The 24932-nt window shown below is 63.7% G+C and carries 21 protein-coding genes; 6 read left to right on the plus strand and 15 right to left on the minus strand.

The annotated features are described in order from the left end of the window. Position 1 precedes the first annotated feature (1 nt). The 4 genes from AWB80_RS35885 to AWB80_RS35900 are packed head-to-tail and all read left to right on the plus strand — an operon-like array spanning position 2 to position 3304. The gene (locus AWB80_RS35885; protein ID WP_061179418.1) at positions 2 to 1171 is read left to right on the plus strand and encodes a dihydrodipicolinate synthase family protein; all 1170 of its coding nucleotides are present in this window, start codon (positions 2 to 4) and stop codon (positions 1169 to 1171) included. Positions 1172 to 1173: 2 nt separating this feature from the next. Next, complete coding sequence (locus AWB80_RS35890) at positions 1174 to 2025, plus strand: sugar phosphate isomerase/epimerase family protein (protein WP_061179417.1); 852 nt, start codon at positions 1174 to 1176, stop codon at positions 2023 to 2025. An 18-nt stretch (positions 2026 to 2043) separates the two neighbouring features. Continuing rightward, positions 2044 to 3027 (plus strand): Gfo/Idh/MocA family protein, encoded by a 984-nt coding sequence (locus AWB80_RS35895; RefSeq protein ID WP_061179383.1) that lies wholly within the window; start codon positions 2044 to 2046, stop codon positions 3025 to 3027. 28 nt (positions 3028 to 3055) lie between these two features. Beyond that, positions 3056 to 3304 carry a hypothetical protein gene (locus tag AWB80_RS35900; RefSeq protein WP_061179419.1) on the plus strand — a complete coding sequence of 83 codons (249 nt, stop codon included), beginning with the start codon at positions 3056 to 3058 and terminating at the stop codon, positions 3302 to 3304. Here the strand turns inward: AWB80_RS35900 and AWB80_RS35905 are convergent. From AWB80_RS35905 to oxlT, 10 genes are all read right to left on the minus strand, one after another. Next, the gene (locus tag AWB80_RS35905) at positions 3274 to 3732 is read right to left on the minus strand and encodes a ribonuclease (protein ID WP_061179384.1); all 459 of its coding nucleotides are present in this window, start codon (positions 3730 to 3732) and stop codon (positions 3274 to 3276) included. The two genes, AWB80_RS35900 and AWB80_RS35905, sit on opposite strands and share 31 nt — an antisense overlap. Before the next feature lie 163 nt (positions 3733 to 3895). Continuing rightward, positions 3896 to 6481, minus strand: a complete 2586-nt coding sequence (gene acnB / locus AWB80_RS35910; protein ID WP_061179385.1) for a bifunctional aconitate hydratase 2/2-methylisocitrate dehydratase — start codon at positions 6479 to 6481, stop codon at positions 3896 to 3898. A gap of 208 nt (positions 6482 to 6689) precedes the next feature. Then, complete coding sequence (locus tag AWB80_RS35915; protein WP_061179386.1) at positions 6690 to 7706, minus strand: 2-dehydropantoate 2-reductase; 1017 nt, start codon at positions 7704 to 7706, stop codon at positions 6690 to 6692. Between the two features lie 6 nt (positions 7707 to 7712). Then, positions 7713 to 9110, minus strand: coding sequence for a Re/Si-specific NAD(P)(+) transhydrogenase subunit beta (gene pntB / locus AWB80_RS35920; RefSeq protein ID WP_061179387.1), 1398 nt, complete (start codon positions 9108 to 9110; stop codon positions 7713 to 7715). Between the two features lie 10 nt (positions 9111 to 9120). After that, entirely contained in the window at positions 9121 to 10680 is a 1560-nt protein-coding gene (locus AWB80_RS35925) for a Re/Si-specific NAD(P)(+) transhydrogenase subunit alpha (protein ID WP_061179388.1), read from the minus strand. Between the two features lie 57 nt (positions 10681 to 10737). Further along, positions 10738 to 11547 (minus strand): fumarylacetoacetate hydrolase family protein, encoded by an 810-nt coding sequence (locus AWB80_RS35930; protein WP_061179389.1) that lies wholly within the window; start codon positions 11545 to 11547, stop codon positions 10738 to 10740. 244 nt (positions 11548 to 11791) lie between these two features. Then, positions 11792 to 12223 carry a PAS domain-containing protein gene (locus AWB80_RS35935; protein WP_061179390.1) on the minus strand — a complete coding sequence of 144 codons (432 nt, stop codon included), beginning with the start codon at positions 12221 to 12223 and terminating at the stop codon, positions 11792 to 11794. 143 nt (positions 12224 to 12366) lie between these two features. Further along, positions 12367 to 13620 (minus strand): formyl-CoA transferase, encoded by a 1254-nt coding sequence (frc, locus tag AWB80_RS35940; RefSeq protein ID WP_061179391.1) that lies wholly within the window; start codon positions 13618 to 13620, stop codon positions 12367 to 12369. 28 nt (positions 13621 to 13648) lie between these two features. Further along, positions 13649 to 15391 carry an oxalyl-CoA decarboxylase gene (gene oxc / locus AWB80_RS35945; RefSeq protein ID WP_061179392.1) on the minus strand — a complete coding sequence of 581 codons (1743 nt, stop codon included), beginning with the start codon at positions 15389 to 15391 and terminating at the stop codon, positions 13649 to 13651. A 161-nt stretch (positions 15392 to 15552) separates the two neighbouring features. Then, positions 15553 to 16905 (minus strand): oxalate/formate MFS antiporter, encoded by a 1353-nt coding sequence (gene oxlT, locus AWB80_RS35950; RefSeq protein WP_061179393.1) that lies wholly within the window; start codon positions 16903 to 16905, stop codon positions 15553 to 15555. 351 nt (positions 16906 to 17256) lie between these two features. On the opposite strand from oxlT, the gene AWB80_RS35955 reads away from it, so the two are divergent. Next, positions 17257 to 17691: a hypothetical protein gene (locus AWB80_RS35955; protein ID WP_061179394.1), complete on the plus strand. Its 435-nt coding sequence runs from the start codon at positions 17257 to 17259 to the stop codon at positions 17689 to 17691. A gap of 65 nt (positions 17692 to 17756) precedes the next feature. On the opposite strand, the gene AWB80_RS35960 is transcribed toward AWB80_RS35955, so the two are convergent. The 4 genes from AWB80_RS35960 to hpsN are packed head-to-tail and all read right to left on the minus strand — an operon-like array spanning position 17757 to position 22311. Next, a complete protein-coding gene (locus tag AWB80_RS35960) occupies positions 17757 to 18767 on the minus strand; it encodes an alcohol dehydrogenase catalytic domain-containing protein (protein WP_061179395.1) in 1011 nt (336 codons plus the stop codon). 21 nt (positions 18768 to 18788) lie between these two features. Continuing rightward, a complete protein-coding gene (locus tag AWB80_RS35965) occupies positions 18789 to 20180 on the minus strand; it encodes an MFS transporter (protein ID WP_087131858.1) in 1392 nt (463 codons plus the stop codon). A gap of 21 nt (positions 20181 to 20201) precedes the next feature. Next, a complete protein-coding gene (locus AWB80_RS35970; protein WP_061179396.1) occupies positions 20202 to 20969 on the minus strand; it encodes an SDR family NAD(P)-dependent oxidoreductase in 768 nt (255 codons plus the stop codon). Between the two features lie 28 nt (positions 20970 to 20997). Continuing rightward, a complete protein-coding gene (gene hpsN / locus AWB80_RS35975; RefSeq protein ID WP_061179397.1) occupies positions 20998 to 22311 on the minus strand; it encodes a sulfopropanediol 3-dehydrogenase in 1314 nt (437 codons plus the stop codon). A 244-nt stretch (positions 22312 to 22555) separates the two neighbouring features. Between hpsN and AWB80_RS35980 the strand changes: the two genes are divergently transcribed. Then, a complete protein-coding gene (locus AWB80_RS35980; RefSeq protein ID WP_061179421.1) occupies positions 22556 to 23593 on the plus strand; it encodes a LacI family DNA-binding transcriptional regulator in 1038 nt (345 codons plus the stop codon). A gap of 13 nt (positions 23594 to 23606) precedes the next feature. Here AWB80_RS35980 and AWB80_RS35985 read toward each other — a convergent pair whose 3' ends face one another. Further along, positions 23607 to 24881 carry a cation:dicarboxylate symporter family transporter gene (locus AWB80_RS35985; protein ID WP_087131859.1) on the minus strand — a complete coding sequence of 425 codons (1275 nt, stop codon included), beginning with the start codon at positions 24879 to 24881 and terminating at the stop codon, positions 23607 to 23609. Between the last annotated feature and the right edge of the window lie 51 nt (positions 24882 to 24932).

Here is a 24932-nt window from a genome sequence, read left to right on the forward strand (position 1 = left end):
CATGACCTCAACGCTCAAGCTGCCGACTACCCTCGGCACGATGGAAAGTTATCGCCTGCAAGGCACGCCGCTCGATGTGCGAACGCCCGCTCGCGCGTTCAACCGCATCACCTATTCGGCCGCGCACGTCGTGGCCGATCCGCTGCGCGCCGCTGAACTCGGCGCGCCGCCCGCCATCGACTGGGAGCGCACGCTCGAATATCGGCGCTATCTGCTCAGGCAAGGTCTCGGCATCGCCGAGGCGATGGACACCGCGCAACGCGGCATGGGTCTTCCGTGGCATAGCGCGCTGGAACTCATCACGCGCACCATCGAAGGCACGCGCGATATTCCCGGCGCATTGATTGCGTCGGGCTGCGGCACGGATCACGTCGCGCTGTCATCGATCACGAACTGCGATCAGGTGATCCGCGCCTACGCCGAACAACTCGAAGCCGTGCAGCGCGTGGGCGGACGCGTCATCCTGATGGCAAGCCGGGCGCTTGCGCGGGTCGCGCGCTCGCCGGATGACTATCGGCGGGTCTATCGTGAAGTCCTGGCAATGTGCGATCGGCCGGTGATCCTGCACTGGCTCGGCGAGATGTTCGATCCCGAACTGGCGGGTTACTGGGGCGAAGCGGCTTATGAGCGCGCCGCGCAAGTGTGTCTCGACGTGATCGGCGACAGCGTCGATCGTGTCGACGGCATCAAGATATCCCTGCTCGACGACGCCAAGGAAATTGCGTTCCGCCGTCGGCTGCCGCACACGGTGAAGATGTACACCGGCGACGATTTCAACTATCCGGACCTGATAGCGGGCGACGCCGCCGGTTATTCGCATGCGCTGCTCGGCATCTTCGATGCGATTGCGCCGGCCGCGTCGCAGGCACTCGACGCGCTCGCCGGCGATGACCTCGATACGTTCCATGCGCTGCTTGCGCCGACGGTTCCGCTGTCGCGTCACATCTTCCGGGCGCCGACGCAGTACTACAAGACCGGCGTCGTGTTCCTCGCCTATCTGAACGGCTTTCAGGATCACTTCTTCATGCTCGGCGGCCATCATGGCATGCGCCCGCCCGCCTATCTCGCGGATGTTTTCCGTCTTGCCGACCAGGCAGGTCTGCTGCGCGATCCCGACGGTGCCATCGGCCGCGTTCGCAAGGTCATGACGGCGCTTGGTTGCGGCGAGTGATCATGAGAAACCTGCAGGGAAGACTCGATCTTTGCTCCGTCAACACCGCGACGCTCGGCCATCGCGAGCCGCTGAGCGTGACGATCGACCGCATTGCGGCGGCAGGATTCGGCGGCATCGCACCGTGGCGTCATGAAGTGGAGAACGCGAATGTGGCCGAACTCGCGAGGCAGCTCCGCGCTGTCGGCCTGAGCGTCACGGGCTATTGCCGTTCGACGTATCTGCCAGCGACCAGCCGTGAGCAATTCGCCGCGAACATCGACGCGAACAAGGCGGCCCTGCGCGATGCCGCGACCCTTGGTGCGCGCTGCTTCGTCATGGTGGTCGGTGGCTTGCCCGAGGGCAGCCGAGATCTGGACGGCGCGCGCGCTCAGGTCATCGACGGGATCGGCGAACTGCTTCAGACGGCGCGCGATTGTGGCGTGCCGCTCGCGCTCGAACCGCTTCATCCGATGTACGCAGCGGACCGCGCCGTCATCAACACGCTTGCGCAGGCGCTGGACATTTGCGCCGAACTCGATCCTGAGCACGCCGGCAATCTCGGCGTCGCGCTCGATGTCTATCACTGCTGGTGGGACCCGGCGCTGCGCGCATCGATCGCGCGAGCGGGACAGGACGAACGCCTGCTCGCGTTTCATGTGTGCGACTGGCTGCGCGAAACACGCGATCTCTTGCTGGATCGCGGCATGATGGGCGACGGTGTCGTCGATCTCTCCGGCATTCGAAGGAGCGTCGAGCACGCCGGTTATGACGGACTGGTCGAAGTCGAGATTTTCTCGAAAGAAAACTGGTGGCGCCGCGATCCGGATGACGTGCTGCGCATCTGCGCGGAACGCCTGCAGAACGTATGCTGAAACGATGAGAGGAACATCATGACGCGTGACAAGGTTCGTTGGGGCGTGCTTGGCGCCGCCCGAATCGCCGACAATTTCGTGGTGCCCGCCATCCAGCGATCGGCCAACGGTCGCGTGGTGTGCGTCGCCGCGCGCGATCGCGAGCGCGCTGCCGCTTTCGCCGCGCGGCACGGTATCGCAGCCGCACATGCGAGTTACGACGAAGTCATCGCAAGCGACCAGATCGATGCCGTCTACATCCCTCTGCCGACGGCCAGTCACTTCGAGTGGTGCAGAAAGGCGCTGCTCGCGGGCAAACATGTCCTGTGCGAAAAACCCATCGCGATGACGGCCTCGCAGGTTCGTGAGTTGATCGCGCTGCGGGACGCGACGGGCCTGATCTGCGGCGAGGCGTTCATGGTTGCGCACCATCCGCAGTGGGCGTTCGTGAAGGAGCGCATCGCAGACGGGACACTTGGCCAACTGAAACGCGTGGAAGGGTCCTTCACTTATTTCAACGATGATCCTCGCGCACTCAAAAATGATCTGGCGCTGGGCGGCGGCGGGGTGCGCGACATCGGCGTCTATCCCGTCGTCACGACGCGCATCGCGACGGGCCTCGAACCTGTCGAGGTCAACGCGAGCATTACCATCGATCCGCGCTACGGCACGGACACGCTGGCGGTCTGCGATCTGAAGTTTCCCGGCTTCGACCTTCACTTCTACTGCGGCACGCAACTCGCGCGCCGCCAGCATATGATCTTCCACGGCTCGAAAGGCTGGCTTTCACTGGATGCGCCGTTCAACCCCGGCGTATACGCCGGCGCGTGCGTTCATATTCGTTCGGATGACACGGGAAAGGTCGAAACGGTCGAGTTTGGAAACGTCGATCAGTATCAGTCGATGGTGGAAAACTTCAGTGCGGCGGTGCTCGGGCCGGACAAATCGATTGCATTTGCGCTCGAGAATTCGCTGGGCAACCAGCTTGTCATCGACGAGGTCCTGTCTCATGCCGACCGTTAGCGCGACCGCAGGCAGGAAAGCAACGTCGATGACCGATGTGCAGCAACTTCGGGAAACCCGCGCGCTGGCGGCCGCCTGCGCCAACGCGGATGACGCATCCTTATGGCGATGGTTTTCGGCCTTGATGGACGGTGGAGAAATTCGCTGGTGCCGCGCGGCCGAAGGCTGGCTCGTCAGCGTCAATCATCGGCATGTGGCGACCGCCGCATCCTTCGATGAGGCCATTCGCAGCGCCAAGGCGCATGTTCATTCCGCGATGCGCTTGAAACTGGCGTAGTAATCCTCGGTGTAGTAGCAGTCGCCCGTCTGCCGGCGCGGTCCGCCGCACACGATGCGGCGCTGCCCGCGATCCGTCGAACCGGGCGTGCGAACCGTATATGCGTGGTAATAGCCGCGCGGATGCTGCGGCAGCAGTGTCGAGCTGTTGCGGAACAGGACGCCGTCCTCGCCAAACGGGTACGGGCCGCCCGCTTTGATCAGACGCAGCGTTTCGGTTGCCTCCGCCGGCAACTTCGCCCGGGTGACTGTGGCGAGCACGCCCGACGCGGCGGGTGGCTCGCTCGCGGCCTGGCTCAGCTGGCCCGCCGCCTGACTCGCGGCGGATGCGCCCGTGTCCTGAGCAGCAGTAGGCGATTTGTTCTTGTCGCATCCGCCGAGGAGAGCGCTCAAGACGAAGATGCAGGTGAAAACGCGTGCCGGTTTCACGAGATGGTTGTCTCCACGTTGACCTGCATCCGACGATCACGAACGATTCAGGGTATCGCTAATGGCAAGGCGAATCAACGTTTCGACGCCGACAAAAAAATGGCGCCGCAGGCATTCAGCTTGCGGCGCCATCGCATGACGATGTTGAGAACCGACAGCGTCCTTACATCTTCACGGTATCGGCCACTTCCTTGAAGTCTTCGATGCGGTCGAAGTTCATGTACTGGTAAATCTTGTCGCTGTTGGCGTCGAGCACGCCGATGTCGGCCATGTATTCGGCCTTGCTCGGAATCTTGCCCAGCCGCGAGCAGATCGCCGCCAGTTCCGCCGAGCCGAGGTACACGTTCGTGTTCTTGCCCAGGCGGTTCGGGAAGTTGCGGGTCGAGGTCGACATGACCGTCGCGCCTTCGCGCACCTGTGCCTGGTTGCCCATGCACAGCGAGCAGCCCGGCATTTCGGTACGCGCGCCGGCCGTGCCGAACACGCCGTAGTGGCCTTCCTCGGTCAGCTGCTTCTGATCCATCTTCGTCGGCGGAGCGACCCACAGCTTGACGGGGATGTCGCGCTTGCCTTCCAGCAGCTTCGACGCGGCACGGAAGTGACCGATGTTGGTCATGCACGAACCGATGAACACTTCGTCGATCTTGGCGCCGGCCACGTCCGACAGCGTCTTCACGTCGTCCGGATCATTCGGGCAGGCCACGATCGGCTCGTGAATATCAGCGAGGTCGATCTCGATGACGGCTGCGTACTCGGCGTCTGCATCCGGCGACAGCAATTGCGGGTCGGCGAGCCACTGTTCCATCGCCTCGATGCGGCGCTGCAGGCTGCGCGGATCCTGATAGCCCTGGGCGATCATCCACTTCAGCAGCGTGACGTTGCTGTTGAGATATTCGATGATCGGTTCCTTGTTCAGATGGACCGTGCATCCGGCGGCCGAACGCTCGGCCGAAGCATCCGACAATTCGAACGCTTGCTCGACCTTCAGGTCGGGCAGGCCTTCGATTTCGAGCACGCGGCCCGAGAAGATGTTCTTCTTGCCTTGCTTGGCAACCGTCAGCATGCCCTGCTTGATCGCGTACAGCGGGATTGCGTTGACCAGATCGCGCAGGGTCACGCCCGGCTGCATCTTGCCCTTGAAGCGGACCAGCACCGATTCAGGCATGTCCAGCGGCATGGTGCCCGTGGCGGCCGCGAAGGCGACCAGGCCCGAACCCGCCGGAAAGCTGATGCCGATCGGGAAGCGCGTGTGCGAGTCGCCGCCGGTGCCGACGGTGTCGGGCAGCAGCATGCGGTTCAGCCACGAGTGGATCACGCCGTCGCCCGGGCGCAGCGCGATGCCGCCACGGGTGCTGATGAAGTTCGGCAGGGTCTGGTGGGTCTTCACGTCCACCGGCTTCGGATAAGCGGCCGTATGGCAGAACGACTGCATGACGAGATCGGCCGAGAAGCCCAGGCACGCCAGGTCCTTCAGTTCGTCGCGGGTCATCGGGCCGGTGGTGTCCTGCGAGCCGACCGAGGTCATCTTCGGTTCGCAGTACGTGCCCGGACGCACGCCCTGACCTTCCGGCAGGCCGCAGGCGCGGCCGACCATCTTCTGGGCCAGCGAGAAGCCACGGCCGTTGTCGGCGGGTTGCTGCGGCAGGCGGAACAGGGTCGATGCAGGCAGGCCCAGCGCTTCGCGCGCCTTCGCGGTCAGCCCGCGGCCGATGATCAGCGGAATGCGGCCGCCGGCGCGCACTTCGTCGAACAACACGTCGGACTTGACCTGGAATTCGGCGATCACTTCGCCGTTCTTCAGCGCGCGGCCTTCGTACGGGCGCAGTTCGACCACGTCGCCCATTTCCATCTTCGAGACATCGAGTTCGATCGGCAGGGCGCCCGCGTCTTCCATGGTGTTGTAGAAGATCGGGGCGATCTTGCCGCCCAGGCACACGCCGCCGAAGCGCTTGTTCGGGATGAACGGAATGTCCTCGCCCGTGAACCACAGCACCGAATTGGTGGCCGACTTGCGCGAGGAACCGGTGCCGACCACATCGCCTACATACGCGACCAGGTGACCCTTTTCCTTCAGCGACTCGATGAACGCGACAGGCCCACGCTTGCCGTCTTCTTCCGGCGTGATGCCGGGACGGGCGTTCTTCAGCATCGCCAGCGCGTGCAGCGGAATATCCGGGCGCGTGGTGGCGTCCGGGGCCGGCGACAGGTCGTCGGTGTTGGTTTCGCCCGTCACCTTGAAGACGGTGATGGTCAGGCTTTGCGGCACTTCCGGACGGCTCGTGAACCATTCGGCGTCCGCCCAGCTTTGCAGCACGGCGCGCGCGTTGGCGTTGCCCGCGTCGGCCAGTTCCTTCACGTCGTGGAACTGGTCGAACATCAGGAGGGTTTTCTTGAGCGCTTCGGCGGCCACGGCGCCGACTTCGGCGTCGGACAGCAGCTCGATCAGCGGCTCGATGTTGTAACCGCCGAGCATGGTGCCGAGCAGTTCGGTGGCGCGGGCGCGCGTAATCAGTGCGCAGGCCGTCTGACCCTTGGCCACGGCGGCGAGAAAGCCGGCCTTGACGCGGGCGGCTTCGTCCACGCCCGCGGGCACGCGGTTGGTGATCAGGTCGAGCAGCGTCTGCTCTTCACCGGCGGGCGGATTCGCCAGCAGTTCCACCAGCTCGGCGGTTTGCTGAGCCGACAGCGGCAGGGAAGGAATACCGAGCGCGGCGCGCGCGGCTGTATGGGCGCGAAAGTTTTCGAGCATGGTGACCGTTCGTATTGCGTTTCAGGGGCTTTCCAAACGTGCCGAGGGTGTTCTGGCACTGCTTCGGCCGCCATTTTAATCGCAATACTGCACCGCGTCAAATGTCTTATGTCTTATGTCTTATATAAGAGTTGATGGCGAAAAGTTTGCCCAGTGATGATGGGCAGTCGATGTTCCCGTGCGCCGCCCCGTAGGCGGCGCACGTCTGTCAGGCCGTTTCCACTACGGGCGTCGGATTTTCGGCTGGCCGGGCCGTGTGCTCAGCTACCTGTCCCCGCAGCTTGATGAGCGCCAGCACGGTATCGATCGTCGGTGTCGGCTGGCCGACGAGTCGCCCCATCTCCTGGACGACGGTGAGGAGCGGATCGATCTCCATCGGCCGGTTGGCTTCGAGATCCTGGAGCATCGACGTCTTATGCGCACCGACCGCGCCCGCGCCGTCGATACGCCTTTCGACGTCGACCCGAAACTGCACGCCAAACTGATCGGCGATTGCCTTGGCCTCCAGCATCATGGCCTTCGACACGGCGCGCGTAGCCGGGTTGCTCGTGATGACATCGAGGGTTGCATGCGTCAATGCGCTGATCGGGTTGAAGCAGAGATTGCCCCAGAGCTTCAGCCAGATTTCATCGCGGATACGCTCGCGGATGGGCGCATCCAGACCCGCTGCGCTCATGATTTCATGCAGCTTCTGAACGCGCTCGCTGCGCTCTCCATCGGGTTCGCCGATGGGGAATTTCTTTCCATACACATGGCGGATCACGCCCGGCGCGACGACTTCCGCCGCCGGGTACACCACGCATCCGATCGCGCGCTCCGGTCCGAGCGCGCTCCATTGCGTTCCATCGGGATCGACGCTGTCGAGCGTGGTGCCTTCCAGTTTTCCGCCGTGTTTATAAAAGTACCAATAGGGAATCCCGTTGACGGCCGTGACGATCGCCGTGTCCGGCCCGAGCAGGGTCCGTATCTGGCCGACGACACCCGGCACCGAATGCGCCTTCAACGCGACGATCACGTAATCCTGCTGGCCCAGCTCGCGCGGGTCCGATGCGCATCGGACCTTGACGACACGTTCCTCGCCCTCGATTTGCAGCCGTACGCCTTTTTCCTGCATGGCAGCGAGGTGCGGACCGCGTGCAACGAAACTCACGTCGCCACCGGCGAGCGCCAGTTGCGCGCCGAGATATGCGCCGATTGCACCGGCGCCATAGACACAGATCTTCATGGTCACTCACGCTCCAAGATGATTGAGCAGCGCATCGACACTGCCTTTCGCATCGCCGAACAGCATGCGCGTGTTTTCCTTGTAGAAAAGCGGGTTGTCGACACCCGCATAGCCCGCCGCCATGCTTCGCTTGGACACGACCACGGTGCGCGCCTTCCACACTTCGAGCACCGGCATGCCGGCAATCGGACTGGCCGGATCTTCGAGCGCGCCGGGATTCACGATATCGTTCGCCCCGATCACGAGCACGACATCCGTGCTGGAAAAGTCCTCGTTGATTTCATCCATTTCGAGGACGATGTCATACGGCACCTTCGCCTCCGCCAGCAATACGTTCATGTGCCCCGGCAAGCGGCCCGCCACCGGATGAATGCCGAAGCGCACCTTCACGCCCTTGCTGCGCAGGTTCTTCGTGATCTCGCTGATGGTCGCCTGAGCCTGTGCAACAGCCATGCCGTAGCCCGGCACGATGACGACTTCCGACGCATCGCGCAACAACGCGCCGACTTCATCGACCGTGACCGGCGCGACTTCTCCCTCGATCGCCTTTCCTGCCGTTGACGTCACCGTGCCGAAGCCGCCCAGAATCACGGAGAGAAATTTGCGGTTCATCGCGCGGCACATGATGTAGCTCAGAATCGCCCCGCTGGAGCCGACCAGCGCGCCGGTCACGATCAACAGATCGTTGCTGAGCATGAAGCCGGTCGCGGCGGCAGCCCAGCCCGAGTAGCTGTTCAGCATCGACACGACCACCGGCATGTCCGCGCCGCCGATCGCCATTACCAGATGCACGCCGAGCAGCGCGGCGATCGCGGTCATCGTGAGCAGCGCGCTGATGCCGACATCCGCGTCGGGCGCAGTGAGGAACACATAGCCGAGCGCAAGACACGCGAACACGCCGACGAGATTCAGCGTGTGCCGCATCGGCAGCAGCAAGGGCTTGCCGCCGACGATGCCCTGCAGCTTGAGAAATGCGGCGATGGATCCCGTGAATGTCACCGCGCCGATGAACACGCCGAGATAGATCTCGACTTCGTGCACCGATTGCGCCACGCTGTCCGGCTCCGCGCCGGACCCCGGCGACAGATAGCTCGCGATGGCGACCAGCACCGCCGCCAGCCCCACGAAGCTATGCAATGCCGCGACGAGTTGCGGCATCTGCGTCATCTCGACGCGTCGTGCGAGCAGCGCGCCGCCCGCCACGCCGATCGCCATCAGCACGATGACGACCGGCAGCGCCGCGCCACCGTTGAGCCATAGCGTCGTGACGATCGCGATGGCCATGCCGGCGACGCCGCAGAGATTGCCGCGCCGCGCCGTCGCCGGATGACTGAGCCCGCGCAGGCTCAGGATGAACAGCACGCTCGCCACCAGATAGGCGATGCTTCCGATTCCAGTTTGCATGTCGATCTCCTTAGCGCTGGAACATGTTCAACATGCGTTGAGTGACGAGAAAGCCGCCAGCGATATTGATGGTCGCGATCAGAATCGCCAGGCCGGAAAGAATCGCGACCAGGTTATTCGGCGTGCCGACCTGCAACAGCGCGCCCGTCACGATGATGCCGCTGACCGCGTTGGTCACGCTCATCAGCGGTGTGTGCAGTGCGGGCGTCACGTTCCATACGACCTGATAGCCGACGAAGATCGCCAGCACGAACACGGTGAAGTGTGCGACGAACTCAGGCGGAGCAACGGCGCCCAATGCCGCGAGCAATACGGCTGCAACAACGAGCCCGGCCACGCCGATCCATCCCGCGCGGCGCTTCTGTTCGACCGTCGCGGCAATCGTCGTGGCGGGCTTCGCGGCGGCGGTAGGCGCAACCGCAGGCGCGGCCTTCCTCGGCATCGGCCACCGCACCTGGCCGCGCAGCACCACGGCCACGCCGCCGATTACTTCGTCATCCGTATCGATCACGATTTCGCCGTTCTTCTGCGGCGTCAGATCGGTCAGAAGATGCCGCAGATTCGTGCCGTACAACTGGCTCGATTGCGTCGCCATGCGCGATGGCAGATCCGTATAACCGACGATCGTGACGCCCTCCACGGATGCCGCATAGCCCGGCTGCGTCAGCTCGCAATTGCCGCCCTGCTCCGCCGCCATATCGACGATCACGCTGCCCTGGCGCATGCTGCGTACCATATCGGCGGTGATCAGTCTGGGCGCGGGCTTGCCCGGAATTAGCGCGGTCGTCACGATGATGTCGACCTCCTTCGCCTGCGCGGCGAACAGCGCCATTTCCGCGGCGATGAATTCCGCGCTCATCTCTTTCGCGTAGCCGCCGCTGCCGCTGCCGTCTTCCACATAATCGAGTTCGAGAAACTCCGCGCCCATGCTCTCGACCTGCTGCCGCACTTCGGGCCGCGTGTCGAATGCACGGACGATCGCGCCGAGACTGCGCGCCGCGCCGATCGCCGCGAGTCCCGCCACGCCCGCGCCGATCACCATCACTTTCGCCGGGGCGATCTTGCCTGCCGCCGTGATCTGTCCCATGAAGCCACGGCCGAACTGGTGCGCAGCTTCGATGACCGCGCGATAGCCCGCCATATTGGCCATCGAACTCAATGCATCGAGCTTTTGCGCGCGCGAGATGCGCGGCACGCAGTCCATCGCGAGCGCGGTGACGTTGCGTGCGGCGAGACGCGCCAGCAGCGTTTCGTTCTGCGCCGGCCAGACAAAGCTGATCAGCGTCGATCCTTCGCGCAACCACACGACTTCATCGGCCGCAGGTTCGATGGAAGGCGCGCGCACTTTCACGACGATATCCGCGCCCGCATAGAGCGACGGCGCGTCCTGCGCGATATGCGCACCGGCGGCGCGATAGGCGTCATCGGAAAATGCGGCAAGTTCACCCGCGCCGGTCTCGACGGTCACTTCGAAACCGAGCTTCAGCAGATGTCCGACTACTTCGGGCGTCAAGGCGACGCGACGTTCCCCGGGATAACGCTCCCGTGGCACTGCAATCATCATTGGCATGACTAAATTCCCAATCGACGGTTTGAAATTCTGAGTGGCGCGCGCCTGAGAGAAGCCTTAGCGTGCTTCAACCGTCGCGAGTACTTCCGACACGTGGTTCGTCAGTCTGCCGATGCCTTCGATCGAAACCTCGACCGTCGCGCCATCGCGCATCGAACCCACGCCGAGCGACGTGCCGCACGCGATCACGTCGCCTGGCAGCAAGGTCATGTCGCGGGAAATGCGGCTCACCTGTTCCAGCGGTGAAAACGCCATGTCGGCCAGCGGATAGTTTTGACGTTCGACGCCGTCGAGCGTGGTGACGACGTGGGTGTTTTCCCAGTCGAGTCCGGTCGCGATCGCCGGTCCGATGCAACCGAACGTGTCATAGCCTTTCGCGCGACACCATTGCGCAAAGTTCGCGTCTTCGAACAAGAGATCCGCGGCGGTGACATCGTTGACGCACGTATAGCCGAACACGTAAGCAGCGGCTTCTTCGACGCTTACATTGCTGCACCGTTTGCCGATCACGATCCCGAGCTCGCCTTCGTAGACGATCTTGCCGTCGTATGCGGCGGGACGCTGAATCGTGTCGCCGGGCCCGGCGAGCGTCGTCGACGGTTTGATCAGAAACAGCGGATGTTTGGGCAGCGGCTTGCCGAGCTTCGCGGAGAGCGCATGAAAGTTGTTCCATAACGCGACGATCCGGCTCGGCACGCACGGACTCGTCAGCGAAACGTCTTCGAGGCCGAATGTGCGTCCTGTCCGACTTGGCGAGGCGAACATGTCGCCTTCGTATTCGATCACGCGCCCCTCGTCGAGCAGGCCAAAACCGGCGCGGCCGTTATTCTTGCCCGTCGTGTGCGTATAGCGGATCCACAAGCTCATTTTGTTTTCTCCCGATGTCGCAAGACCTTTCGCGCTGCACGCGCGCAGCCGCCTGCGCCCCGCGTCAGCAAAGCTGGCGCAAGGTACGAATAGTTGTCGATTTCTGGTCGGTCAGCCGCGAACGCGGGCGTCGTCGAAGCGGCCGGTGGGATGGGTGGCCGCTTCCTCCTCTACAGCTTCGTCCGTGCGCTTGGTGGTGCGCAGACGCGAGCTGCTGTTTTATGTTCTTTGTATCGATGAATTCTCAAGCGGGGGTCTTTGCCTCCAGCTCGGCGATCCTCTTGCGCAGCGCACGATCTTCCTGAAAGCGCGCGGTTTCATCGCGAATGATCGCGACAATGCCGGTCACTTCACCTTGCGGCGAGCGCAACAGCGCGACCGTGAACGCTATCGACATCGCGCGTCCGGCTTTATCGACGGCGGGCACCTTGAGCAGATCGTGGCCATAACGCGTCTCGCCGGTCGCCATCGTCTTCTGGTAGCCGTCCCAATGACGGCCGCGCAGACGTTCCGGAATGATCAGATCCAGCGACTGTCCCATTGCTTCGCTTTCGGTAAAGCCGAACATGCGTTCCGCAGCCGGATTCCATAGCGTGATCGCACCGCTCGCATCCGAAATGATCACGGCATCGCCAATTGCATTGACGAGCTGTTCGTAGTCGATGGTGTCGGTCATGATGTCGTCCGGATCGTGGGGTAACGATGCAGCTTACGCTTGAAAGCGATCTAGTATTTATCGAGGGGACGCTGCCGTTCTACCGTCTTCCTGTCAAGACGGCAGAGGGCAGCGATCACCCTTTACCTGCCAATATAACCGCGTCAGACGGCCCGGATTTCCTGCATGCGCGCAACCTGCTCCGCGCTATAGCCAAGCTCGAGCAGCACTTCCTCGGTGTGCTCGCCCAGCAGCGGCGAGCCCGTGATTTCCGGCTTCAGATCCGAGAACTTGATCGGGCTGCCGACCGTGAGGTACTTGCCGCGCACCTTGTGATCCACTTCGACGATCGAGCCGCTCGCGCGCAACGATTCATCGTTCGCGAGTTCTTTCATCGTCAGCACCGGCGCGCACGGAATATCGAACTTGCGCAGGATATCGACGGCTTCGAACTTGGTCTTGTCGGCGAGCCATGCTTCGATCGTATTGAAAATTTCGAAGATGTGCGGCTGGCGCGCTTCGGCCGTCATGTAGTTCGGGTCCTGAATCCATTCCGGCTTGCCGATCGCGCGGCAGATCGGCGCCCACGCGTGACCCTGAATCGTGAAGTAGATATACGCGTTCGGGTCGGTTTCCCAGCCCTTGCACTTGAGCACCCAGCCCGGCTGTCCGCCGCCGCCCGCATTGCCGCCGCGCGGCACCACATCGCTGAACGTGCCGTGCGGATATTGCGGATACTCTTCCAGATAGCCGACGCGATCCAGGCGCTGCTGATCGCGCAGCTTCACGCGGCACAGGTTGAGCACGCTATCCTGCATCGACACGGCGACTTTCTGCCCCTTGCCCGTTTGCTGACGGCCGATGATCGCCGTGAGAATGCCGATCGCCAGATGCATGCCGGTGTTGCTGTCGCCGAGCGCGGCTGCGCTGATGGTCGGCGGACCGTCCCAGAAGCCCGTCGTCGAGGCCGCGCCACCCGCGCATTGCGCGACGTTTTCATAGACCTTCAGATCGTCGTAATGGTGGCCGTCGCTGAAGCCCTTGACGGATGCCACGATGAGCTTCTTGTTCAGTTCGTGGATGTTTTCCCACGAGAAGCCCATGCGGTCGAGCGCGCCCGGACCGAAGTTCTCGACCAGCACGTCCGATTCGCGGATCAGCTTGGTCAGCACTTCCTTGCCTTCGTCCGTCTTCGTATCGAGCGTCAAGGAGCGCTTGTTGCTGTTGAGCATCGTGAAATACAGCGCGTCGGCGTCCGGAATGTCGCGCAACTGGTTGCGCGTGACGTCACCCGAACCGGGACGTTCGACCTTGATCACATCCGCACCGAACCAGGCCAGCATCTGAGTGCATGCGGGACCGGCTTGCACGTGCGTGAAGTCGATGATCTTGATGCCTTTGAGTGGTTTGTCGCTCAATTGAAATCTCCTGGGTGGCTGGTCTTGATTACTTTTTCATCGCCGCGGTTTGCGGGTTCAGATTCGTCAGGCGACCGCTCTCCGTGCCGGCCGTTTCATCGATCACTGCGTTGATCAGCGTCGGCTTGCCCGACTTGATCGCTTCCTCGAGTGCATGCGTGAGCTCTTCGGGCGTCGTCGCGTGGAAGCCGATGCCGCCGAATGCCTCGATCATCTTGTCGTAACGCGCATTCTTCACGAACACGGTCGGCGCGACGTCCTTGCCACCGGTCGGATTCACATCGGTGCCGCGATACACGCCGTTGTTGTTGAAGACGATGGTGCAGACCGGCAAGTCGTATCGGCAGATGGTTTCGAGTTCCATGCCGCTGAAGCCGAACGCGCTGTCGCCTTCGATCGCGACGACCTGCTTGCCGCTCGTCACCGCCGCGCCGATCGCGAAGCCCATGCCGATGCCCATGATTCCCCACGTGCCCGAATCGAAGCGCTTGCGCGGCTCATACATGTCGATGATGCTGCGCGCATAGTCGAGCGTGTTCGCACCTTCGTTGACGACGTTGATGTCCGGGCGCGTCTTCAGCACGTCGCGAATGGCGCGCAGCGCGCTGTGAAAATTCATCGGCGACGGATTCTTCGCGAGCGTGGCCGCCATCTTTTCGAGGTTCTTGTTCTTGCGCTCGTTGATCGCGCCCGTCCATTCGCCCGACGGCTTCGGGAAGCCCGCATCGATGCCCGCGACGAGCGCCGACACACACGAACCGATGTCGCCGATCACCGGCGCCGCGATCGCGACGTTGCTGTCGATCTCGGTCGGCGAGATGTCGATCTGCACGAACTGCTTGGGCGCCGCCCCCCAGGTCTTGCCCTTGCCGTGCGCGAGCAGCCAGTTCAGACGCGCGCCGATCAGCACGACGCAGTCCGCTTCCTGCAGCACGAAGGAACGCGCCGCCGACGCCGATTGCGCATGCGTGTCGGGCAGCAGGCCCTTCGCCATCGACATCGGCAGATACGGAATGCCGCTCTTCTCGACCAGTTCGCGAATCTGCGCATCGGCTTGCGCGTAGGCCGCGCCCTTGCCCAGCAGAATCAGCGGACGCTTCGCGCTCTTGATCACGTCGAGTGCGCGCTTCACCGAATCCGGCGACGGCAACTGACGCGGCGCGGCATCGACCACCTTGATCAGCGATTGCTGGCCCTTGAGCGCGTCCATCGTCTGTGCGAGCAGCTTGGCGGGCAGATCGAGATACACGCCGCCCGGACGGCCCGACACGGCTGCGCGAATCGCCCGCGCAATGCCGATGCCGATGTCCTCCGCATGCAGCACGCGATAGGCCGCCTTGGCATACGGCTTCGCCGCGTTCAGCTGGTCCATCTCTTCGTAGTCGCCCTGCTGCAGATCGACGATCTCGCGCTCGCTGGAGCCGCTGATCAGGATCATCGGGAAGCAGTTGGTGGTGGCGTTGGCGAGCGCGGTCAGGCCGTTCAGGAAGCCCGGCGCCGACACGGTCAGGCAGATGCCCGGCTTCTGCGTCATGTAGCCGGCGATCGCGGCCGCGTTGCCCGCATGCTGCTCATGACGGAAACCGATGAAGCGCATGCCTTCCGCCTGCGCGAGGCGCGCCAGGTCGGTGATCGGAATGCCGACGAGGCCGAAGATCGTGTCGATGTCGTTGAGCTTCAGCGCATCGATGACCAGGTGGAAACCGTCAGTCGTCTGCTGCACTTTTTCTTCAGCGACTGCCTGCGCGCTTTCCTCGAGTACGTCTGCCATTTTGTCTCCTCCTGATGGATGGTTATCGTGGTGATATACTAGATATCAGATACTGAATTTGTCAAAGCCTATTTTTCGTTTTTTTTGGGCCAACCCTTCTTGAAACCGAGGCCGCGGACGTCCGTCACGCGGCCTTTGCGTTTCTACGTGTCAACGGGTCTTCATCGAGCCGACGACTTGCTCGGCGCTTCCGTCCAGTCAGACGGGAACGACATGCCAAGCGGCGGTGGCGAAGCGGTCTGCGTGATCGTGTTTTCTATCCAGCGGCGGCGCATTGGCGCGAGTACGAACTTGGCGCATACGCCCGCTGCTATCGACGTGATCGCGGTCGTGATGAACACCGTGTTCCACGAGCCGAACGACGCCAGCACGGAAGCCACCGGCACCATCATCGAGGCCGTCCCTTTGGCCGTGTACAGCGTGCCCGCGTTGGCGGCGGCGTACTTGCTGCCGAAGGTGTCGGCGCAGGTCGCCGGGAATATCGAAAAGATCTCGCCCCAGCACAGGAACGTCAGCGCCGCGAACACCATGAACATGTAGGGGTTCTGGCCGAACTGCATCAGCCCGAGCAGCGCGACGCCCTCGCCCAGAAAGATGATGAACATGGTGTTTTCCCGGCCGATCTTGTCCGAGATGAAGCCGCATAGCGGGCGCGTGAAACCGTTGCACAGGTTGTCGATGGACAGCGTCATCGCGAGCAGCGGCAAGGTCGCGCCGAACAGGCTCACCGGCATGCTGGCGAAGCCGTATTCCTTGGCGATCGGTCCGAACTGCGCCGTGGCGATCACGCCGCCCGCCGCCACCGCGACGAACATCGCATACAGTACCCAGAAGATGGGCGCACGCACCATCTGCCCGGTCGTGTAGTCGATCTTGGTCGACACGATGCGTTTGGCCGGCGCCAGGTTCGCGGGCGGCTTCGGCCGCACGAGCAACAGCGCGAGCACGAAGATCACCGCGCCTTGCAGACTGCCGAAGAACATGAACGCGCTTTCGTAGCCGGAGCTCTGGATCATGTTGGAGATCGGGATCACGGTCACGGCCGCGCCCGCGCCGAAGCCTGCCGCCGTCAGCCCTGCCGCGAGGCCGCGCTTGTCCGGAAACCACTTCAGCGCGGTGCCGACGCACGTGCCGTACACGCAACCCGCACCGATACCCGCGACCACGGCGGCGATGTATAGATGCATGAGCGTGGTGGCATGCGCGTCGATGATCCAGCCGATCCCCGCGCAGATCGCGCCGCCCATCACCACGGGCCGCGGTCCGAACTTGTCGACGAGCCAGCCCTCGACGGGCACGAGCCACGTCTCCGTGACGATGAAGATCGTGAACGCGGTCTGAATCGCCGCCTGCCCCCAATGGTGCTTCGCGTCCATCGGCATCACGAACAAGGTCCACGCGTACTGGAAGTTGGCGACGAGCCCCATGCAGGCGATGCCGATCGCCAGCTGCACCCACCTGTTATGACGAAGTCCGTGCGGTTGCCCGGTCATCGCCGTATCTGCGCTTGCCATGTCTGTCTCCGTTATGTGTCAGTGCGCTCGTGCGGCGCCTATGTACTTCAGAAACCGACGCGGTGCGTCGGTGGCGAGTCTGTCGGATCGATGGCCGGTCGTCGCGGCAGGCGCGATCGAACGCGGAAAGGAACACGAGTGCATCGTGCTCGCGAAAAACGATAAGGAAAAGTTAGAAAAAATTTAGTTATCGATTCACGATCGTGAATGGATCAGGGAGCGGCGTTGGTTCGCGGTGAACGGTAGCGATCTCTTTTGTTACACCTCTTACCGCTAGCAGCGGACGGCGTTACGAAAACCTTTCAGCGCTACGGGTATACTCGCGCCGTCTCAAAAACAAACATCCGAACAATGTCCAAGCAAATCATTCAGTTTGTTGCAATCGCAGCGCTCGCAGCGTCGGCGTCGATGCCGGCCATGGCGGGCGACATGAACAACGCGCTCGGCGGCGGGCTCGGCGGCGTCGCCGGGGCGGCGCTGGGCGGCGCGGTAGGCGGCAGCACGGGCGCGGTGCTCGGCGGTGCAGTGGGCGGGGGTGCGGGCGGTGCGGTCACGTCGAACCGTCGCGAGCGCACGGGCGCGATCATCGGCGGCGCGCTGGGCGGCGGCGCGGGCACGGCGGCAGGCAATGCGATGGGCGGCCGTGGCGGCGGCCTGGTCGGCGCGGCGCTGGGCGGCGGCGCGGGTGCCGCGCTGGGCGGCAATGTCTCGCGCTCGAATTCCTACGCGGACGACTACAGCCGCGGTCATCACGGCAAGCATCACAAGCGTCATCGTCACGACTGAGCGCGCAACGGCCCCGGCGCGATTGCGTTCGCGCCCGGGCCGGCAGAACTCGAAGTCCGGGAACCTTAAGCCAGGTCTGGAATGAGCAGAACCTTGCTCGATTTCGCCAGGCCCGCATGCAGATCGGCAAATGCTTGCGGACCTTGCGCGAGCGACCTTTGCTCCAGCCACGCCAGCGAACCGAAGGCCCCTTCGTGCAACGCGGCGACGGTCGCGCGCAGATCGGCCATCGTGTACGTGTAGGTGCCGAGCAGGGTGATTTCCGCGAGCGTGAGCTTGCGCATGTCGATCTCGCTCGCCCAGTCCTGCAAACCGATGTGCATCATCACGCCGCCCGACTTCACCGCCGCGAGTGCGCTCGCGCGCGTGACCTTGGCACCCACGGCATCGATCACGAAATCGAAGTGGTTCTGCGGCGCTTCCTGCGCCAGCGGATCGAGCGTACTGCAACCGGCTTCGCGCTCGCATGAGGCGCGACGCGCGGCGTGGGTTTCGGCCACCGTCACGTTGCGGCATCCATACGCACGCAGCAGCAACGCGCAGAACAGGCCGATCGCGCCGCCGCCGATCACGAGCGCGCGGCACTCGGGCAGAGGCCGCAGCAACGCGCGCATCGTCAGATTCACCGCATGCAACGCGGTCGCGGCGGGCTCGGTGGCGGCGGCGATGTGCGCGGGCATGTCCGCCGGAATCTCGACCAGACTCGCTGCCGGTATCGACATATAGTCGGCGAACGCGCCGGGACGCGTCATGCCCACCATCGTGCGATTCGCGCACAGGTTATCGCGGCCCTGCACGCAGTACTCGCACGTTCCGCAGGTGATGAGCGGGTTGCCGGTCACGCGCATCCCTTCCCGCCACTTCGCATCGCGACTCTGCGCGATGGTGCCCGCGAATTCGTGTCCGAGCACGAGACCCGGCTTGCGACGCGGATCGTGACCGTGATACGCGTGCATGTCGGAGCCGCAGATGCCGACCGCGTCGATCTTCAGCACGACCTCGCCCGCTTCGGGAATCGGCTCGGGGCGATCGAGGAGCTGCATCTCGTTCGGCTGGGTGTAGACAAGGGCTTTCATCGAAAAGGTTTCCCGTTGGTGTTATCGATGGCTGGCGAGTTCGCGTGCGCGCAGGCGCTCGCACGAAGGCGACTTGCGATGCCGCGCGAGCCACGCACAACACGACGCGCTAAGAAGGCCCGCAGCCAGCACGTAGAGGCACAGGTACCAGGGCTTGCCGGACTGGATTCCGGTCAGCCATGTCGCCGCGACGGGCGTGAGGCCTCCCGCGAACACGCCTGCGAACTGATAGACGAACGAGATGCCGCTATAGCGCACATCCGGCTCGAACGCTTCGGAAAAGAGCGAGGACATCGTGCCGAACACGGCAGCATGAAACACGCCGAACGGTACGATGATCGCGATCCACACCGGCAGCGCCGAGCCGTTCGCGCCCGCCATCAGCATGAACGCAGGAAACGCCGAGAGTCCCGCCAGCAACGCGCCCGTGCCGTACACGAGCGGCTGCCCGACCTTGTCGGACACGCGCCCCCAGAACGGGATGAAGAACGTCATCACGAGCGCGCCGAATACCACGCCGAGCAGCGCGGTGGTGCGCGCGAAGTGCAGGGTGTCGGTGAGATAGTGAATCGAGAACACGCCGAACACATTGAAGAACACGCCGTCGATCACGCGCGCGCCCATGCATGCGAGCACCGTGCGCGGATAGCGGCGAAACACGTCCATGATCGGCAGCGTGGCCTTGTGAGCTTTCTTCGCCTTCTTGAAGTCGTCGGTCTCGGCGACATGCTTGCGCATATAGAAAGTCACGATGACGAGCACGCCGCTCGCGAGGAAAGCCAGCCGCCAGCCCCACGTCAGGAACTGCGTCTCGTCGAGCGTGAACGACAGCACCGCGATGACGCCCGAGGCGAGCACGAGGCCGAGCGACATGCCAACTTGCGGCAGGCTCGCGTAGAAGCCGCGCTTTTCGACGGGCGCGGATTCATACGTCATCAGGACCGCGCCGCCCCACTCGCCGCCGAGCCCGATACCCTGCACGATGCGGCAGGCAAGCAGCAACAGCGGCGCGGCAATGCCGATGCTCGCATACGGCGGCAAGAGGCCGATCAGGACGGTCGCGCCACCCATCAGCAGCAGCGTGAGCATCAGCATCTTCTTTCTGCCGAGCCGGTCGCCGAAGTGACCGAAGATCACGCCGCCCACCGGCCGCGCGACGAAGCCGAGCGCGAACGTGCCGTAAGCGAGCATGGTCGAAATCACGGCGTCTGCCTGGGGGAAATACAGCTTGTTCAGCACGACGCCCGCCACCACACCATAAAGGAAGAAGTCGTACCATTCGATCACCGCGCCGAGCACGCTCGACACCGTGACCGCCCGCAGATTCTCCGAACCGCTGCGCGCGACGTCTTCAGCGGACGAAGGCGCGCCCGTGCCGACGTGCCCGCGTCCCTGACTGTCCTGAATCAGCATGTTTGTCTCCACCAACGTGGATCAGCGTGCGGTGTAACCGCCGTCGATCATGATTGTTTGACCGCTAATGTAAGCGGACGCGTCGCTTGCGAGAAACACGGCGAGCCCGTCGATGTCCTCCAGAGTGCCGTTGCGACCGAGACAGGTTTGTTCCGCGTGCCTCGCGGCGAGCGCTTCGTCGGCGAATACGGATGCCGTGAGCGCCGTCGGAAAAAAGCCCGGACCGATTGCATTGCAGGTGATGCCGTGACGCCCCCATTCCTGAGCGATGGCGCGCGTGAGCTGCACCACGCCGCCCTTCGCCGCACCGTATGGCGCGCTGTTCGAAAACGCCCGATACGACTGCAGCGAAGCGACGTTGATGATTCTTCCCCAGCGCCGTTCCTTCATTCGCGGCGCGAGCGCCTGGGTCAGAAAGAACGGCGCACCGAGATGCAGCGCGAGTTGCGTCTGCCATGCCTCGGGCGTGACCTCGGAAAACGGCTGGCGCAGGTTCACGCCGGCGGCGTTCACCAGTATGTCGATGCGCCCGTTCGCCGCGAGCGCCTGCCCGGCGCATTGACGCGCCGCTTCCGGACTGCCGATATCCCCGGCGATGAAATCCGCCTTGATGCCCTGCGCGGCGAGACCGTCCGCCGCGTCGCGCAGCGCGCTTTCGCGCCTTGCGGCAAGCACCACGCGCGCGCCCGCGTGTCCGAGCGCGCGCGCCATCGCGAGGCCGATGCCGGCGTTGCCGCCGGTCACGAGCGCGATGCGTCCTTCGAGACTGAACAGCTTTGCATGATTCATCGGTCGCTCCGTCGAGTGCGTTGTGCGTTCAAACCTGAACCGTCTCGCCCTTTTCGAACTGCTCGTCGGGAAAGTATTTCTTCAGGCGGTCGTCGGCCGTTCTCGCATGCGCCTCCATGCCTTCGAGACGCGAGATGCGCGCCGTGACTTCGCCGATCCGTCTGGCCGCATCGCGCGTCATGCGCTGCCACGTCAGCGTCTTCACGAACTTGTGCACGGAAAGCCCGCCGGAATAGCGCGCCGCGCCCTTGGTCGGCAGGACGTGGTTCGGGCCGCTGGTCTTGTCGCCGAACGCGACCGTGGTTTCCTCGCCCAGGAACAGCGAGCCGTAACACGTGAGCGTGTCGAGCCACCAGTCCAGATCGGCGGCGTGCACTTCGAGATGCTCGGAGGCGTAGCGGTCCGATATCTCGACCACTTCCTCGCGCGTGTCGCAGAGGATCACTTCGCCATAATCGCGCCATGCGGCGGCGGCGGCGTCGCGGGCGGTCGGCGGCAGGTCGTCGATCAGGCGCGGCACCAGCGCCATCACTTCGGCGGCGAGCGCCTTCGAGGTCGTGAAAAGCCACGCGGGCGACTCGTGGCCGTGTTCGGCCTGGCCGACCAGATCGCTCGCGACGATCGCCGGATCGGCGGTCTCGTCGGCGATGACGGCGACTTCCGACGGACCCGCGAACACGTCGATGCCGACCTTGCCGAACAACGCGCGCTTCGCTTCCGCGACGAACTTGTTGCCCGGACCGACGACGACATCCGCCGGTTTGCCGGTGAAGAGACCATACGCCATCGAAGCGATCGCCTGGACGCCGCCGAGCGTCATCACGACATCCGCGCCCGCCGCCTTGAACGCGTACAGCACGTACGGATGAATACCGCCGCCGCGAAACGGGCTGGAGCAGGCAATCACCGTTTTCACGCCGGCTGCCTTCGCCGTCGCAACGCCCATGTACGCCGACGCGATATGCGCGTAACGCCCGGCCGGCGCATAGCAGCCGACGACGTTCACCGGAACCACACGCTGACCCGCCGTCACGCCCGGATGCAGCTCGACCGAGAAATCTTCGATCGAGCGACGCTGCGCGAGCGCGAAGTCACGCACTTGCTTCACCGCGAAGTCGATGTCGTCGCGAATATGCTGCGGCACTTCGCACGCGCGCCGCTCGATTTCCTCGGGCGACACGATGATCTCGCCGTCCCAGCGATCGAGCTTCGCCGCGTAAGCGCGCACGGCGGCTTCGCCGTCGGCCTCGATCTCCGCCAGCATCTCCGTGACGACCCGCTGGGCGGTGGCGGTTTCGGTTTCCGGGGTCTTGGCGGCCTTCTTGATATACAACACCGTCATGGTCTGCTCCTGAGTTCGAACACTTCGATCTTAAAATGCAAGCGCTTGCATCTTTGCCTTAAAAATAAGCCGATACTGAACTCGGCTGATGTGTTCCTGCAGCGCTAAATGCAAGCGCTTGCATTTATAATAAAGCGACTTCTCTGCGATGACATCGGGACTGTTACCTAGAGGCATCCTCTATTTCGCCACATTGCTCGACATTCATACAATGACGACTTCGAACGAACATGCAAGCCCGTCCATGAGCAACGACGAAAGGCCCAGACTCGCCGATGTCGCGGCGCTCGCGGGCGTCTCCACGGCAACCGTGTCGCGCGCGCTGTCCAATCCCGACGTGGTGAAAGGACCGACCCGCGAACGCATTCTGCAAGCGGTTGCGCGGTTGGGCTACGTTCCCGACGGCGCGGCACGGGCGCTGGCGCTCGGCCGGGCGCGCATGGTCGGCGCGATCGTTCCGACACTCGACAACGCCATCTTCGCGCGCGCGGTGCAAGGTCTGCAAAGCACGCTCTCCGGCGCGGGCTACCAGTTGCTGATCTCATCGCACGAATACAGTCTTGCCGCCGAGACGGAAAGCGCGCGCGCGCTGCTCGAACGCGCGGTCGATGCGCTCGTGCTCGTCGGCGCGGATCACGCCCATGAAACATGGGAACTCGTTCGCGCAAGCCGCATTCCGGTGCTCATCACCTGGACCAACGCCGTCGACGCCAGCGAATTCCTCACGGCTTCCACGCCGCTCATCGGCTTCGATAACCGCCTCGTCGGGAAGCTCGCGGCGGAGCATCTGCTGTCGCTCGGGCATCGGACATTCGGCATGATCTCCGGCCTCACGCGCCAGAACGACCGCGCGCGGCATCGCGTCGATGGCTTTCGCACGACGCTTGCGGACGCGGGCTTGCGCCTGCCGGAAGCCAATGTCGTCGAGCAGCCGTTCGGCTTCGATGGCGGACGCGCGGGTCTGAAGCATCTGATGCAGCTTCGCCCTCGCCCGAGCGCCGTCTTTTGCGGCAACGACGTCCTCGCGCTCGGCGCACTGTTCGAGGCGCAATCGATGAAGATCGACGTGCCGCGCGAACTATCGATCGTCGGCTGCGACAACCTGCCGATTTCCTCGCAGATCACGCCGGGTCTTTCCACCGTGCTGTTGCCGACCTACGAACTCGGCCAACGCACCGCACTCACCTTGCTCGACTGGCTCACGTCGGAGCGCGTCCCCGCGAATCTCTGCCTGCCGATCGAACTTGTCGTGCGCGGCACGAGCGGGCCGCCGCCGGCCTGACCGGCCGCGACATTCACGCCGCGTTCGACGCCTTCGGCCGCATGCCGAGCGTCTCGCGCATGCAGACGTCGTCGCGCTGGCGTTCCCAATGCGCGACGGCCACCGTGGCGACCGCGTTGCCGATCATGTTAGTCGTCGCGCGAACTTCGGCGATGAACCGGTCGACGCCCAGCACGAGCGCCGCGCCTTCGATCGGAATGTGCTTGAACGCCGCGAGCGTCGCCAGCAAACAGATGAAGCTCGCGCCGGCCACGCCCGCCATGCCCTTGGACGTCAGCATCGAAATGCCGACGAGCACCGCCTGCTCGGCCACCGACAGTTGAATGCCGAAGGCCTGCGCAATGAACACCGCGCAAATGACCTGCGCCACGCACGTTCCGGCCAGATTGAAGGTGTAGCCCATCGGCATGACGATGCCGACCACGCCCGTCGGACATCCGAGCGCTTCGAGCTTCTTGACGAGCTGCGGAAACGCCGCTTCCGATGAAACCGTCGCGATGACGAGCAGGATCTCGCCGCGGATGTACTTGAGCAGCCGCCACAGGCTGACGTCGCACATCAGGCAGATGCCGCCCAGCACCAGCACGATATACGCGAGCGTCGCGACATAGACCGTGACCAGCAGCATCATCAACGAGTTCATGGTGGCGAAGCCGAACTTCCCGACGGCATAGGCCATCGCGCCGAATGCGCCGATCGGCGCGACACGCATGACGATGCGCACGATGCCGAAGAGCGCGTGACTGATCGCCTCGAAGAACTTGTACGCTGGCTCGCCTGCCTTGCCCGCATGAGAAAGACCGATCGCGAAAAGGGTCGAGAAGAGCACGACTTGCAGCATGTCCGAATGCGCGAAGGCCGACACCGCGCTATCGGGAATGATGTTCAGAAAAAATTCGGTGATGCCGCCCGACGCATGCATCGAGCGTTCGTATCCGCTCAGCACGCTCGCATCGATCGATGCCGGTGTGAGGTTGAGGCTCGCGCCGGGCTGGATATAGTTCACGGCCCACAGACCCATGAGCAGCGCGATGGTCGTGGTCAGTTCGAACAGGATGATCGACCGTCCGCCGATGCGCCCCAGCGCGCCCGCGCCGCCCATCTCCTTCGCGCCGAGCACGATGGTCACGAAAATCAGCGGCGCGGTGACCATCTTGACCAGTTTGATGAACGCCGTGCTCAACGGCGCGACGCTCTGCCCGAAGTGGGGAAAGTAATGGCCGAGCAGCGCGCCTGCCACGATTGCGATGAGCACCTGAACGTAAATCTGACGAAAGATTTTTCGCATGCTTGTCTCCGCGGCATCGGTGCCGGTTTCTTATAGCGCTGGAAGAAGGTA

This window comes from Caballeronia pedi (assembly GCF_001544915.2).
Taxonomy (GTDB): Bacteria; Pseudomonadota; Gammaproteobacteria; order Burkholderiales; family Burkholderiaceae; genus Caballeronia; species Caballeronia pedi.

Excerpts from the sequence above, each read along its gene's own strand:
- AWB80_RS35980 (WP_061179421.1), top strand. The coding sequence starts at position 22,556 with ATGAGCAACGACGAAAGGCCCAGACTCGCCGATGTCGCGGCGCTCGCG.
- AWB80_RS35970 (WP_061179396.1), bottom strand. The coding sequence starts at position 20,969 with ATGAATCATGCAAAGCTGTTCAGTCTCGAAGGACGCATCGCGCTCGTG.
- oxc (WP_061179392.1), bottom strand. The coding sequence starts at position 15,391 with ATGGCAGACGTACTCGAGGAAAGCGCGCAGGCAGTCGCTGAAGAAAAA.
- AWB80_RS35915 (WP_061179386.1), bottom strand. The coding sequence starts at position 7,706 with ATGAAGATCTGTGTCTATGGCGCCGGTGCAATCGGCGCATATCTCGGC.
- pntB (WP_061179387.1), bottom strand. The coding sequence starts at position 9,110 with ATGCAAACTGGAATCGGAAGCATCGCCTATCTGGTGGCGAGCGTGCTG.
- AWB80_RS35935 (WP_061179390.1), bottom strand. The coding sequence starts at position 12,223 with ATGACCGACACCATCGACTACGAACAGCTCGTCAATGCAATTGGCGAT.
- AWB80_RS35900 (WP_061179419.1), top strand. The coding sequence starts at position 3,056 with ATGACCGATGTGCAGCAACTTCGGGAAACCCGCGCGCTGGCGGCCGCC.
- oxlT (WP_061179393.1), bottom strand. The coding sequence starts at position 16,905 with ATGGCAAGCGCAGATACGGCGATGACCGGGCAACCGCACGGACTTCGT.
- acnB (WP_061179385.1), bottom strand. The coding sequence starts at position 6,481 with ATGCTCGAAAACTTTCGCGCCCATACAGCCGCGCGCGCCGCGCTCGGT.
- AWB80_RS35930 (WP_061179389.1), bottom strand. The coding sequence starts at position 11,547 with ATGAGCTTGTGGATCCGCTATACGCACACGACGGGCAAGAATAACGGC.
- AWB80_RS35890 (WP_061179417.1), top strand. The coding sequence starts at position 1,174 with ATGAGAAACCTGCAGGGAAGACTCGATCTTTGCTCCGTCAACACCGCG.
- hpsN (WP_061179397.1), bottom strand. The coding sequence starts at position 22,311 with ATGACGGTGTTGTATATCAAGAAGGCCGCCAAGACCCCGGAAACCGAA.
- AWB80_RS35965 (WP_087131858.1), bottom strand. The coding sequence starts at position 20,180 with ATGCTGATTCAGGACAGTCAGGGACGCGGGCACGTCGGCACGGGCGCG.
- AWB80_RS35985 (WP_087131859.1), bottom strand. The coding sequence starts at position 24,881 with ATGCGAAAAATCTTTCGTCAGATTTACGTTCAGGTGCTCATCGCAATC.
- AWB80_RS35955 (WP_061179394.1), top strand. The coding sequence starts at position 17,257 with ATGTCCAAGCAAATCATTCAGTTTGTTGCAATCGCAGCGCTCGCAGCG.
- AWB80_RS35960 (WP_061179395.1), bottom strand. The coding sequence starts at position 18,767 with ATGAAAGCCCTTGTCTACACCCAGCCGAACGAGATGCAGCTCCTCGAT.
- AWB80_RS35895 (WP_061179383.1), top strand. The coding sequence starts at position 2,044 with ATGACGCGTGACAAGGTTCGTTGGGGCGTGCTTGGCGCCGCCCGAATC.
- AWB80_RS35925 (WP_061179388.1), bottom strand. The coding sequence starts at position 10,680 with ATGCCAATGATGATTGCAGTGCCACGGGAGCGTTATCCCGGGGAACGT.
- AWB80_RS35885 (WP_061179418.1), top strand. The coding sequence starts at position 2 with ATGACCTCAACGCTCAAGCTGCCGACTACCCTCGGCACGATGGAAAGT.